This window comes from Geobacillus sp. BMUD (assembly GCF_013096845.1).
Taxonomy (GTDB): Bacteria; Bacillota; Bacilli; order Bacillales; family Anoxybacillaceae; genus Geobacillus; species Geobacillus vulcani.
Genome location: NZ_SDLA01000004.1, coordinates 59113 through 71656 on the forward strand (window position 1 = coordinate 59113; position 12544 = coordinate 71656).

The following is a 12544-nucleotide window of genomic DNA, read 5'->3' on the forward strand; positions in this document are numbered from 1 at the left end:
CGATCTCGTGTATTTTCACCGTTATTGCGCTTGCTTCAAGCTTTCGATATTCGGTTCAGTACCAAACCACTTTTTGTAAATTTCCGCGTATTTGCCGCTGTCAATCACTTTTTTCAATGCTTCGTCGATTTTAGGTTTCAAGTCGCTTCCTTTCGGGAACATGAGACCATAAAACTCAGATTGGAAGTTTTTCGGGTCAGCAATCGCTTTGATTTTTTTGTCTGGATTGTTTTTCACGTATTCGTTGGCTACCGCGTTGTCTGTGACCACTGCATCAACACCGCCGTTGAGCAAATCCATAATGGCGACGACCGTGTTTTCAAACTTTTTGATATTTTTGTTTTCTTTTCCAAGCAATTTTTCCACGGCTTCCTGCCCTGTGGTGCCGTTTTGTACACCTACTGTTTTTCCTTTCAGGTCAAGCGCGTTTTGAATCGGGCTTCCTTCTTTAACCATAATCATATGAGTGGATTCAAAATAAGGAATGGAAAAGTCATAGGTTTGCTTGCGTTCATCATTAATCGTAATGCCCGAGATCCCCATGTCGATCTCCTTGCTTTGCAACGCTGCAAACAGCGGATCCCAACCAATGTTTCGCAACTCGTAGTCAAGACCGGCTTCTTTCATAATGGCATCGAGAAGATCGACGTCGAAGCCGACAATTTTTCCTTTATCCATATATTCGAACGGAGCAAACGCCGCGTCCGTTCCGACGATGATTTTTTTCTTTGCTTCCCCACCGCCCGATGACGAGCTTGTTTCCGTTGATTTGCCGCCGCAAGCGGCCAGCGCCATCATCAATGCGGCAACAACGGCCACGAATAAACCCTTTTTCATTTTAAGCTTAAGCATGTTCTAGAATCCCCCTTTGAAATCATTGTCGATGAACGATTATCATACTATCAATATTTTTTTGGTTATGCAATAGGTTTTATAAAAATAATTGTTTGAACATTTTGGTATCCACTCCTTAATAAGAAAATATGTATTTTATCAATGGTTTTATCCTGATCAATAAACACGAATTGAATTTTTATGAAATAATGTTCATGAAAGGGAGTTGCGATTGCCTATGATTCTGAATTTACTAAATATTATATCAGAAAGAGGTAGTGTTGTACATCTTTATTTTAAATTCTTTTATTTTATCGTATTTGGAAAAAAATAAATACTATTGTATAAATATTATTTGTTCCGTTATGATAAGAGTGTAGGTGACAAGACAACAAAGGAAAGGGGAGCACGACATGGTTTTATTTTCAGTCATTGTCTACTTAGTCGGCATGCTGTGGATCGGCTACTGGGCGTATAAACGGACGTCGAATCTGTCCGATTATATGCTTGGCGGCCGCACGCTCGGACCGGCGGTCACGGCGTTAAGTGCAGGAGCCTCTGACATGAGCGGATGGCTGTTGATGGGGCTGCCGGGAGCCATGTACGTGGACGGAGTGAGCGCTGCCTGGATCGTCATTGGCTTGACGCTTGGCGCTTATGCAAACTGGCTGTTCGTTGCGCCGCGTCTGCGCGTCTATACGGAAGTGGCGAACGATTCGATTACGATTCCAGAGTTTTTGGAAAACCGTTTCGGTGATCGAACGAAATTGTTGCGAATGGTATCAGGAATCGTGATCATGGTCTTTTTCACCTTTTATGTCTCATCCGGTCTTGTCTCGGGCGGCGTGCTGTTTGAAAATTCGTTTGGCGTCAGCTATCACACGGGCTTGTGGATTGTCGGCGGCGTTGTTGTTGCGTATACGTTGTTTGGCGGCTTTTTAGCGGTCAGCTGGACCGATTTTGTACAAGGAACAATTATGTTCATTGCATTGATTTTGGTGCCGGTGGTGACGCTGTTCCATACGGGCGGGCCTGTGGACACAGTTGACACCATTCGCGACATTGACCCGAATTTATTGAACTTGTGGAAAGGAACGAGCTTCCTCGGCATCATCTCGTTATTCGCTTGGGGGCTTGGGTATTTTGGCCAGCCGCACATTATCGTCCGCTTTATGGCGATCAAGTCGGTCAAAGAAATGAAAAGCGCTCGCCGCATCGGCATGGGGTGGATGATTTTCTCGGTTGTCGGGGCGATGTTGACGGGTCTTTTTGGAATCGCTTACTTTTCGCAGCGCGGTATGAAACTTGATGACCCGGAAACGGTATTTATTCAGCTTGGGCACATTTTGTTCCATCCGATTATTACTGGGTTTTTGCTGGCGGCGATTTTAGCCGCGATTATGAGCACCATTTCATCCCAGCTGCTCGTCACCTCGAGCTCGCTGACCGAAGACTTGTATAAAGTCGTGTTCCGCCGTGCGGCTTCGGATAAGGAGCTAGTCTTTGTCGGGCGCCTGTCTGTGCTTCTTGTCGCGGTCGTCGCGACGGCGCTGGCGTACACGAAAAACGACACGATTTTAAACTTGGTCGGCTATGCGTGGGCTGGATTTGGCGCATCGTTTGGCCCAGTTATTCTGTTGAGCTTATGCTGGCGGCGGATGACGAAATGGGGGGCGCTCGCCGGCATGGTCGCCGGGGCATTGACGGTTATTCTTTGGACGCAATCCGCCTACTTAAAAGGGCTGCTGTATGAAATGATCCCGGGTTTTGCGGCGAGTTTGCTGGCGATTGTCATCGTCAGCTTGCTGACGAAGGAGCCAGAAGGGAAAGTAGCGGAACAATTTGATCGATTCAAGCAGTTGTTGTCCTAAAAAATAGGCAAAAAGGGGTGTCCCTTGCGCAGGGGCACCCTTTTTGTTGTTTCGGGCTATTTCACTTGATTCCAATCCGGGTACAAGTCGATGCGCCGGTCGCGCCATGTCGCGACCGATCCTTTTTCCCGCACTTTGCGAAGCAGCGCCAAATCAAGGTCAGCCGTAATGACCATGTCGTCGTTGATCTCGCCGGCCGCGAGTACGCCGCCGGGTGGGAACGGGATGTCGTTGGGCGTGATGACGGCTGCTTGGCCGAAATTGGCGCGCATAAAATCGACCGTCGGAAGCGCTCCGACCGTACCGGTTGTGACGACATACACTTCGTTTTCGATGGCCCGCGCGTGGCAGCAATACCGTACGCGGTAAAACCCATGCCGGTCGTCGGTGCACGACGGACAGAAGAGGACATCCGCCCCTTTGGCGCGCGCCATGCGGACGATTTCCGGAAACTCGATGTCATAGCACGTCAACATGGCGATCGTCGCTTTGTCCGTTTCAAAGACGCGAAGTCCATCGCCCGGGGCGATGTTCCATTCGTTGGCCTCGGTCGGGGTGATGTGCAGCTTTGCCTGGCGGTGGATCGTTCCGTCTGGCGTAAACAAGTGGGCGACATTGTACAGCTTGCCGTTTTGGCGGATGACATGCGTGCCGCCGATCAAGTACATGCCCGTGTCTTTGGCGAGCGACACAAACAGTTCGGTGTATTTTTCGGTATAATCCGGCAAATCATCAATCGTCGCTGGCCGTCCGCCCTCAACCGGAATGGAAAGCAATTGCGTCGTGAAAAATTCGGGAAACAACACAAACTCAGCGTCAAACTCTTGCGCCGTTTTGACGTAATGCGTCACTTGCTCGGCAAACTCGTCAAACGAGCGGATGGTGTGAAGATGATATTGGACAGCGGATACGCGCATGGCCGCCTCCTCCTTTCTAGCGCATATGGCATTGCTTTTCCGGCGAGTCCCTGCATTGCTTCATTCCGTGGTGGGGGAAGGAAAGACAAGGCCGAAGAAGCCTTGCCTATTGTTCCCCGTAGCGGCGGTAAGCGCCGTGATGCGTCGGCCCGACGTATTCGTTTAACGGGAACGAATGGCGAATGGCGGCGGTGATGAACGCTTTGGCGGTGGCAATGGCGTCTTTCACCGGACGGCCTTTGGCCAGTTCGGCGGCGATGGCGGCCGAGAACGTGCAGCCGGCCCCGTGCGTATACGTCGTGTCAATCCGTTCCGATTCGAGGAGTTCAAACGTTTTGCCGTCATAAAGGACGTCCACGGCATAGTCATGCGGAATTTTCCGCCCGCCTTTGACGATGACATATCGGGCTCCGAGTTCATGAATGCGCCCAGCTGCTTCCTTCATGTCCTCGATCGTTTCAATGCGCGGCAGGCCGGACAGTTGCGCGGCTTCAAACAAGTTCGGCGTCACGACGGTGGCTTTTGGCACGAGCGTTTCCCGGTAGCACACCGTATTTTCCGGGTGGAGCGGCTCATCCGCCCCTTTGCATACCATCACCGGGTCGACGACCGCGTTTTTCAATCCATGTTTTTCAATGGTGTGCGCCGCCAATTCAATGATATCGGTTGTCGGAAGCATGCCTGTTTTTAAGGCATCAATCCCGACGCCGACGATGATCGTCTCCAGCTGGGCTTCGATCGTCGCCAAGTCCACGGGGAAGACTTGATGCGCCCAACGGTTGTGCGGATCCATGGCGACGATTGTCGTGATCGCCGTCATGCCGTATACGCCAAGCTCTTGGAATGTTTTCAAGTCCGCCTGCAGCCCGGCGCCGCCGCTGCTGTCCGAACCGGCGATGGTTAATGCTTTCGGCATGGTCATCGTCATCACTCCTTTGTTTCAAAAGATGATATCATGAAGCCGACTTCAAGGACGAAATCGTTGCTCTCCATCGAAGCAAGAACCGCCAAACTTGAGCGAACGTGCGACGCGGTTTCTTTCCTGTTTGCGAAATCACTAGAAGGCCGGTGAAAAACGGCTGAGTCCCTTCATCAATGGGAGAACACGTGAAAAGCAGGGTCGATGCACCAAGGTTTTTCTAGTTGAGAAGTGACATTGCAAAGCCGTATCCAGGATTAAATCACCAGCCTCCTAGGGTTCGTAGTAGGAAAACCAACGTCGTTTGGCAAGATTTCGCCACTGGCAAAGGGGCGATTTTGCCCTAGTTTCCCCATTCCATCACCGGATTTCTCAAACGCGATCGGTTGTTTCTCGGATGCGGTAACATTCTTCAAGCGACACCGCTTGTTTTTCCGGAAAGTTCATGGCTTGCTATTTTCATTATACACGGTCCGCTTTGCCGAACGAAAACGATTTGGCATAACAAACGGATACAAAAAAGCCGCCCGCTATGAGCGGGCGGATCGATGGCGGGAATGGGCAGCGCTGAGCAGGCGGCCGACCGTGCGCGCTGCCGGCCGCGTCAACCAGCGGTTAGTTGGCGGCCAATGTTTTGCCGAGCGCTTCGCGGGCCGGGACGTAGTGGTAGCCGAGGTCGCGGGCGACCGCTTCATACGTGATTTCGCCGTTGGCGACGTTGACGCCAAGCTCAAGCGCCGGGTTGTCTGTAATGGCTTGGATGACGCCTTTATTGGCGATTTGCAAGGCGTATGGCATCGTAACGTTCGTCAGGGCGATCGTCGAGGTGCGCGGGACAGCGCCGGGCATGTTGGCAACGGCGTAATGAACGACGCCGTGCTTGACGTAGGTCGGGTTGTCATGGGTCGTGACGTGGTCGCTCGTCTCGACGATGCCCCCTTGGTCGATGGCGACATCAACGATGACCGAGCCCGGCTTCATCGCTTTCACCATGTCCTCGGTGACGAGCTTCGGCGCCCGTGCCCCTGGGATGAGGACAGCGCCGATGACAAGGTCGGCCTCGGCGACGGCTTCAGCGATGTTCATCGGGTTGGACATGAGCGTCGTAATTTGGTTGCCAAAAATGTCGTCAAGCTCGCGCAGGCGGTCGGCGTTTACGTCAATGATGGTCACATCGGCGCCAAGGCCGACGGCGACTTTTGCCGCATTCGTGCCGACAACCCCGCCGCCGATGATCGTCACTTTGCCGCGGGCGACGCCAGGGACGCCGCCAAGCAAAATGCCTTTGCCGCCGTATGGTTTTTCTAAAAATTGCGCGCCGATTTGCGCGGCCATCCGCCCGGCGACTTCGCTCATCGGCGTGAGCAGCGGCAGCGTGCGGCCGACTTGCACCGTCTCATAGGCAATGGCAATGACGCCGCTTTCTTTTAAGGCGCGCGTCAATTCTGGGTCAGCGGCCAAATGCAAATAGGTGAACAAAATGAGACCTGGGCGGAAATAGCCGTATTCGCTTGGCAGCGGCTCTTTCACTTTCATCACCATATCGGCTTGCGCCCAAACATCTTCCGCCCGCTCGATGATTTGTGCTCCGGCACGGGCGTAATCGCTGTCGCTGAAACCGCTTCCACCCCCTGCCTCTTTCTCGATCAGCACCGTATGTCCTGCCTGAACGAACGACAACACGCCAGCCGGCGTAATGGCAACGCGGTTTTCGTTATTTTTAATTTCTTTGGGCACTCCAATAATCATCAGTACGGTTCCTCCTCGTCAAAAGTAGCCTTACTTATAGTATAAAAGAGGAGAAAGAGCCAGGCATTGTTCAAAAAAGAGAAAGAAGCGCCCGGTTTTTGTGGATTTCCACAAATTCAACCGCGCGCTTCATATTTGGCCAATTTAATATCGATATATAATTTGATTTTTTGGTTCATGTCATGGAGATCCAGTTCCGCGATGTCAGCGATCCGCTTCAGTCGATACGTGAGCGTGTTTGGATGAACATTGAGAACGTCGGCGGTTTCTTGCACGTTTTCATTATGGTCAAAAAACGTTTCAAACGTTTTCACCAAGTCGCTGTGGTGTTTCTGGTCGTACGATTGCAGCTTCGTTAACGCCGGGTTGGTCCATTCCCCTTGCCGCTTTTGTTCAAGCAAAAAATCGAAAAATTGGTAAATGCCAAGCTGGGCATAGCCGTAAACGGACTTGATTTCATCGCCGAGCTTCTCTTTGAGCGCCAAGACGGCGAGCGCTTCGCGGTAGCTTTTTTCAATGAGGCGGTAGGCGCCATATACGCCGCCAAACCCGCATTGCACATCATGGATGTGAAACCGTTCTTTCATTTTGGCGGCGAATGACTCGATGAACCGTTGAAGCTCTTTCAACGGCTGTTCGGTTTTCGGCGCCGCCAGCAAAATGACGTCGCGGCCGTCGGTCGTGTAAAGAGGGAGCGGAAGCTGCTGGGTCGTTTGCAGCAGGTAGGAGATTTGCCGTTCCATTTCATTCGTCAAATCAGCCGCAAATCGGAAGACGACAACGGCAAACGGCGGCGCTGCCGTCATTTGCATCGCGGCAAGATGCGTGCGGATCTCGTCTTCGGTCGCGATATGGCCGGTGAGCAACTTCCAAAACAGCTCTTGCACCCGCTCTTCTTTTTTGTTTTTGCGCATATACAGCTGCAACACTTTGTTTTTCGCTGCTTTGGCCGCCAGCTTCAGCCATTCCATTTCCTCAGGCGTGAGCGTCCGGTTCGTTTCGAGCACCCAAATGAAGCCGATCACTTCATCGTTTTTCCAAATAGAGACAGCGACGCGGCTGCCGAGGCCGACATCTTCAATGGGCGGCACGCGCACCGGCTCGCGGCTTTTGAGCAGCGCCGGGATGGCGCCCTGTTTCCATAAGCTGTTGATCACTTTTTCCGGCACGCGCCGGCTGATGATCGTCGCCGTCCGCGCGGGATCGGTGTAGTCATCGTGGGCGCTGTAGGCGATGAGGCGATGATTGGCGTCTTCGATCGTCACTGGGCAGCGCAGCACGTCGCTGACGCGGTCGGCAAACTCCTCAAGGCTGTCAAACTCGCCGCGGAACGGATCATAATCGTTACGCATATCGTTTCCCCCGCATCGTCCATGTGATGGTAGTTTCATTTTACCATAATGTATTCTGATGAAGCGGGATGGATGTATTTCTTGTCGAATGAACAAAAAGCGGGATTCGACAAGGAGGGGGACAACAGTGAAACAATGGGAGATCGCTGTCATTCCCGGCGACGGCATCGGCAAGGAAGTCGTGCCAGCGGCGTTGGATGTGTTGAAAACGATTGCCGATGTTCATGGAGGATCGGCGAAGAAGGGATCGGCGCCCTCTTGCTGCAAACGATCGAGGACGTCACCGCTGACAGCGTCAAAATCCCGGATCTTGGCGGCACGGCGGCGACGAAGGCATTGGCGGAAGAAATTTGCCGGCGTCTACATGAGCAAGCTTGACCGGTTCAAGGGCAAGCAGCACCGCTTGCAGTTTCCTTTTGTTCAGGTATACTTGTTGTCGGATGAACTGAACAGAAAGGATGACGCCTATTGTTCAAAAAATGGTTTGGCAAGCAACAGCTGAAGGAAGAGACGATCACCGCGCCGCTTGATGGGACGATCATGCGGCTTGAGGATGTGCCTGATCCGGTGTTTGCACAAAAAATGATGGGCGATGGCCTTGCCATCGATCCGACGGACGGGGACGTCGTCGCTCCGGTGGACGGCGAAATCATTCAGCTCTTTCCGACGAAGCATGCCATCGGCTTGCGTTCGGAAGCGGGGGTTGAACTGCTTATCCATGTCGGCATTGACACCGTTTCGATGAACGGGGAAGGGTTTACCGCCTATGTGAAGACCGGCGATCGGGTGCAGCGGGGCGAGCGGCTTCTTTCCGTCGACGTTTCGCTCGTTCGCGAGAAAGCGAAAAGCGCGATTACGCCGATCATTATCACGAACGGCGATGCACTCGAAAGCCTCGAGAAAAAGGCGGAAGCCTCAGCGGCAAAAGGCGAGACCGTCTTATTTCATGTGAAAATGAAATAAGAGCGGCAGGGGGGACATATGGCGTTTCGCATCCATAAGATTTTAAACAACAACGCCGTTGTCGTGCTCGATGAAGGCAAAGAGAAAATTGTCATGGGCCCAGGGATTGCATTCCAAAAACGGAAAAACGACTTGATTCCCCCAGGGCGCATTGAAAAAATTTTTGTCATGGAAGAAGAAAACGAGAAATTCCAGCAGCTGCTTCGCACGCTGCCAGAGGAACATATCGATATTGCCGAAGAAATTATCAGCTATGCGGAAGGAAAGCTGCAAGCGCCGCTGAGCGACCATATCCATATCGCACTGACCGACCATTTGTCGTTTGCCATTGAGCGGCTGAAACAAGGCTACCGCATTCAAAACAAATTGCTCAATGAAATTAAGGTGTTGTATAAGGCTGAGTATGAAATCGGGTTATGGGCGAAGCAGCTGATCAAAGAGCGGCTTGGCATTGAGATCCCTGATGATGAAGCCGCCCATATCGCTCTTCATATTCATACGGCGAAACTCGACGCCGCCAGTATGAACAAAACGCTGCGGGAGACGACGCTCATTCATGAACTTGTTGATCTCATCCGAACAGAGCTTGGCATATCGGTCGATGAAGAAAGCATTTCGTACCAGCGGCTGCTCACCCATTTGCGGTTTGCCTTAAGCCGCATCGAAAACGGGGAACCGATTCATTCCATGGATGAGGAGATGCTTGCGCTCATTCAGACGAAATATGCGAGCGAGTGGGCGTGTGCGCAAAAAGCTTCGGAATATGCGGAAAAAGAATATGGCATTCGCTTTCCGGAAGAGGAACTCGCCTATATTGCGCTGCATATTCAACGGTTGAGAAAGCGTTGACAAAAACAGCACGTTCCCGTATAATGCAAAGCAGGCAACGAAATATGGCGGGATTGTTACTGCTTCGAGCAGGCAAGACCTAGAACGTATGAAGGGGACGGCAGACGAATGATGCCGTCAGATCGCCCTTTGTATGTTTTAGGTCTTTTTTGTTTTTTATCACCATGAATCATCATTAAGAAGGAGAGGAGTTCACCAATGAACTACGAACACATTGCCAGACAGCTCATCCCGCTCCTTGGCGGGAAAGAAAACATCATTAGCGCGACCCATTGCGCGACACGGCTTCGTCTTGTTTTAAAAGATGATCGAAAGGCTGATGCAAAGGCCATTGAAAACGTCGAAGGGGTCAAAGGGGCGTTTTCCAGCTCCGGGCAGTTTCAAATTATTTTTGGCACCGGTGTGGTCAATAAAGTGTACGAGGCGTTCGCCCGAGAAGCAGGGGTGCCGCAGGGCGGTGCCGACGTGCATCAAGAAGCCATCAAGCAAAAAATGAATCCGCTCGCGCGCTTTGCGAAAACGTTATCGAACATTTTCGTGCCAATCATCCCGGCGATCGTCGCGAGCGGTCTGCTTATGGGACTGCTCGGGATGATGAAAGCATTCAAGTGGGTGGCGGCGGACAGCGCCCTGTATATTTTGCTTGATATGTTCTCCAGTGCGGCGTTTATCATTTTGCCGATTTTAATCGGCTTCAGCGCGGCGAAAGAATTTGGCGGTACGCCGTTTTTAGGGGCGGTCATCGGCGGGATTATGACTCACCCGGCGCTATTGAACCCGTGGGGATTGGCCGAGGCTAAGCCAAACTATCTGCATTTTCTTGGCTTTGATATTGCCATGGTCGGGTATCAAGGAACAGTGGTGCCGATTTTGCTGGCGACGTATGTGATGAGCAAAATCGAGCGTGGATTGCGCAAAGTTGTGCCCCATGCGGTCAGTCTGCTTGTTGTTCCGTTTATGACTGTCATTTTGACGGGGTTTATTACGATTTTAGCCATCGGTCCCCTCGGCAATTTGCTTGGTGACGGCATTACAACCGTGTTGAACTTTGTTTACCATTATGGCGGGGCGTTAGCCGGCCTGATCTTCGGCGGGCTGTACTCGATGATCGTTATTACTGGCGTGCACCATAGCTTCCATGCGATTGAAGCGAACTTGTTGGCGAAGCTTGGCGTCAACTATTTGTTGCCGATTTGGTCGATGGCCAACGTCGCCCAAGGCGGGGCTGGCTTAGCTGTTTTCGTCAAATCGAAGCGGGCAAAAACGAAAGAAATTGCGCTCCCAGCGGCCTTATCGGCGTTTTTAGGCATTACCGAGCCGGTCATTTTCGGGGTGAACTTAAAATACCGGAAGCCGTTTATCGCCGCAGCCATTGGCGGCGCGCTCGGCGGAGCGTACGTTGTATTGACGAATGTCGTGGCTAATGCCTACGGGCTGACCGGCATCCCGATGATCGCCATCGTCGCGCCGCAAGGGCTCACGAACGTCATGCACTATTTAATCGGCTTTGCCATTGCGGTTGTTTCGGCGTTTGTGGCGACACTGCTTCTGAAATTCCGCGAAGAAGAAGAGTGAGGGGCGCGCGATGAAATCCGAACGCGAACAGAAACTTATTGAACAAGCATATGCCGAAATTGAAAAATATGGGATCCTTGTAAATCGTGACCGGTATCGGCTTCGCTACCATCTCATGCCTCCGGTCGGGCTGATGAACGACCCGAACGGGCTGATCGACTGGAACGGAACATATCACGTCTTCTACCAATGGATGCCGTTTCGCACCGGCCATGGGGCCAAGTTCTGGGGGCATTATACATCCCCAGACTTGGTTCATTGGCAAGCAGCACCGATCGCTCTAGCGCCAAGCGAATGGTATGACAAAGATGGCTGTTATTCTGGCAGTGCGATTAGTTGCGATGGAAAGCTCGTGTTGTTTTACACCGGCAATGTGAAAGATGAACAAGGAAACCGCCAGACATACCAATGCATGGCTGTATCCGAAGATGGGTTTCATTTTACAAAAAAGGGGGTCGTCATCACGCTCCCGGACGGCTACACTGCCCATTTCCGCGACCCGAAAGTATGGCGAAAAGACGACCAATGGTATATGATTGTCGGGGCGCAAAGTGAAAGCGGTGATGGAAAGGCAGTGCTGTTTCGTTCCGCTGATCTTTGTCATTGGGAGCATCTTGGCCCGATTGCTGGCGGAAATTCGAACTGGCTCGGCCCGTTTGGCTACATGTGGGAATGCCCAGACTTGTTTTCATTAGATGGGCAAGACGTGCTCATCGTCTGCCCACAAGGATTAAAACCAGATGGGATGCGCTATCAAAATGTCTACCAGTCAGGCTATTTTGTCGGCCGCCTCGATTACGAACGAACGGAATTTCTCCATGGGCCGTTTGAGGAGCTTGACCGCGGTTTTGAATTTTACGCTCCGCAAACGATGCTCGACCGGCATGGACGGCGCATTCTCATCGGCTGGATGGGTGTGCCCGACCAAGACGAAGACCGACAGCCAACCGTGCGCCATCGCTGGGTGCATGCCCTCACCTTGCCGCGTGAACTCCGCCTCGTCGACGGCAAGCTGAGACAGACGCCGGTCAAGGAACTGAAACAGTTGCGCAAACAAAAAGTCGCTTATCGAAACGTCGCTGTTGTAAATGAACTGCGGTCATGGCCAGGAATCGAGGGAGACGCGATCGAGCTTCGCCTTGACAATATCGAACTGTTCGGGAGCATGCTGGAAATCCATCTGCGCCATGCCGCCCGTCTCGTTTACAATGGTGATGAAGGCGTGTTGACGCTTGAACGAAAAAGCTTCGTGAACGGGCTGACGGAAAAGCGGCAATGCCGCCTGCCGCGCCTTCGTTCGCTTCACCTTTTCCTTGATACGTCATCGCTCGAACTGTTCGTCAATGACGGCGAAGAAACGTTCACCGCCCGATTTTTCCCTCATCAGGACGATCGAACGATTTTATTTGGAGCTCATGGACATCTTCATATGGACATTGAGAAATGGGAATTATAAGACTGGTTGACACGAGCAAAGCTGCCGAGAGCAATCGCTTTTCGGCGGCTTTTTTATTA

General features: G+C 52.0%; 11 protein-coding genes. 6 read left to right on the forward strand and 5 right to left on the reverse strand.

Annotated elements, in window-relative coordinates:
- Nucleotides 1-21: 21 nt before the first annotated feature.
- Nucleotides 22-852: a basic amino acid ABC transporter substrate-binding protein gene (locus ETC05_RS07020; protein ID WP_253263965.1), complete on the reverse strand. Its 831-nt coding sequence runs from the start codon at nucleotides 850-852 to the stop codon at nucleotides 22-24.
- A 395-nt stretch (nucleotides 853-1247) separates the two neighbouring features.
- On the opposite strand from ETC05_RS07020, the gene putP reads away from it, so the two are divergent.
- Nucleotides 1248-2705, forward strand: coding sequence for a sodium/proline symporter PutP (putP, locus tag ETC05_RS07025; protein ID WP_171660683.1), 1458 nt, complete (start codon nucleotides 1248-1250; stop codon nucleotides 2703-2705).
- Between the two features lie 56 nt (nucleotides 2706-2761).
- Here the strand turns inward: putP and ETC05_RS07030 are convergent, their stop codons facing one another.
- From ETC05_RS07030 to ETC05_RS07045, 4 genes are all read right to left on the reverse strand, one after another.
- Nucleotides 2762-3622: a carbon-nitrogen hydrolase family protein gene (locus ETC05_RS07030; protein WP_171660684.1), complete on the reverse strand. Its 861-nt coding sequence runs from the start codon at nucleotides 3620-3622 to the stop codon at nucleotides 2762-2764.
- Nucleotides 3623-3728: 106 nt separating this feature from the next.
- A complete protein-coding gene (pdxK, locus tag ETC05_RS07035) occupies nucleotides 3729-4544 on the reverse strand; it encodes a pyridoxine/pyridoxal/pyridoxamine kinase (protein WP_031406507.1) in 816 nt (271 codons plus the stop codon).
- A gap of 612 nt (nucleotides 4545-5156) precedes the next feature.
- Nucleotides 5157-6290 (reverse strand): alanine dehydrogenase, encoded by a 1134-nt coding sequence (gene ald, locus ETC05_RS07040; protein ID WP_171660685.1) that lies wholly within the window; start codon nucleotides 6288-6290, stop codon nucleotides 5157-5159.
- Nucleotides 6291-6406: 116 nt separating this feature from the next.
- The gene (locus ETC05_RS07045) at nucleotides 6407-7642 is read right to left on the reverse strand and encodes a PucR family transcriptional regulator (protein WP_031406510.1); all 1236 of its coding nucleotides are present in this window, start codon (nucleotides 7640-7642) and stop codon (nucleotides 6407-6409) included.
- Between the two features lie 127 nt (nucleotides 7643-7769).
- On the opposite strand from ETC05_RS07045, the gene ETC05_RS18285 reads away from it, so the two are divergent.
- The 5 genes from ETC05_RS18285 to ETC05_RS07070 all read left to right on the forward strand — a co-directional run bounded on the left by ETC05_RS18285 (nucleotide 7770) and on the right by ETC05_RS07070 (nucleotide 12485).
- Complete coding sequence (locus tag ETC05_RS18285) at nucleotides 7770-8144, forward strand: hypothetical protein (protein ID WP_171660664.1); 375 nt, start codon at nucleotides 7770-7772, stop codon at nucleotides 8142-8144.
- On the forward strand, nucleotides 8111-8605 hold the full coding sequence (locus ETC05_RS07055) for a PTS sugar transporter subunit IIA (protein WP_171660686.1): 495 nt from the start codon (nucleotides 8111-8113) through the stop codon (nucleotides 8603-8605). The genes ETC05_RS18285 and ETC05_RS07055 overlap by 34 nt, the downstream gene beginning before the upstream one ends.
- An 18-nt stretch (nucleotides 8606-8623) precedes the next feature.
- Nucleotides 8624-9454 (forward strand): BglG family transcription antiterminator LicT, encoded by an 831-nt coding sequence (gene licT / locus ETC05_RS07060; RefSeq protein WP_171660687.1) that lies wholly within the window; start codon nucleotides 8624-8626, stop codon nucleotides 9452-9454.
- A 198-nt stretch (nucleotides 9455-9652) separates the two neighbouring features.
- Nucleotides 9653-11029: a sucrose-specific PTS transporter subunit IIBC gene (locus tag ETC05_RS07065; RefSeq protein WP_031406519.1), complete on the forward strand. Its 1377-nt coding sequence runs from the start codon at nucleotides 9653-9655 to the stop codon at nucleotides 11027-11029.
- Nucleotides 11030-11039: 10 nt separating this feature from the next.
- Nucleotides 11040-12485 (forward strand): glycoside hydrolase family 32 protein, encoded by a 1446-nt coding sequence (locus ETC05_RS07070; protein WP_171660688.1) that lies wholly within the window; start codon nucleotides 11040-11042, stop codon nucleotides 12483-12485.
- The last annotated feature ends 59 nt before the right edge of the window (nucleotides 12486-12544 follow it).

What these genes read in the sequence shown, in the direction of transcription:
- ETC05_RS07020 (WP_253263965.1), bottom strand. Translation starts at nt 852, where the DNA reads ATGCTTAAGCTTAAAATGAAAAAGGGTTTATTCGTGGCCGTTGTTGCC.
- putP (WP_171660683.1), top strand. Translation starts at nt 1,248, where the DNA reads ATGGTTTTATTTTCAGTCATTGTCTACTTAGTCGGCATGCTGTGGATC.
- ETC05_RS07030 (WP_171660684.1), bottom strand. Translation starts at nt 3,622, where the DNA reads ATGCGCGTATCCGCTGTCCAATATCATCTTCACACCATCCGCTCGTTT.
- pdxK (WP_031406507.1), bottom strand. Translation starts at nt 4,544, where the DNA reads ATGACCATGCCGAAAGCATTAACCATCGCCGGTTCGGACAGCAGCGGC.
- ald (WP_171660685.1), bottom strand. Translation starts at nt 6,290, where the DNA reads ATGATTATTGGAGTGCCCAAAGAAATTAAAAATAACGAAAACCGCGTT.
- ETC05_RS07045 (WP_031406510.1), bottom strand. Translation starts at nt 7,642, where the DNA reads ATGCGTAACGATTATGATCCGTTCCGCGGCGAGTTTGACAGCCTTGAG.
- licT (WP_171660687.1), top strand. Translation starts at nt 8,624, where the DNA reads ATGGCGTTTCGCATCCATAAGATTTTAAACAACAACGCCGTTGTCGTG.
- ETC05_RS07065 (WP_031406519.1), top strand. Translation starts at nt 9,653, where the DNA reads ATGAACTACGAACACATTGCCAGACAGCTCATCCCGCTCCTTGGCGGG.
- ETC05_RS07070 (WP_171660688.1), top strand. Translation starts at nt 11,040, where the DNA reads ATGAAATCCGAACGCGAACAGAAACTTATTGAACAAGCATATGCCGAA.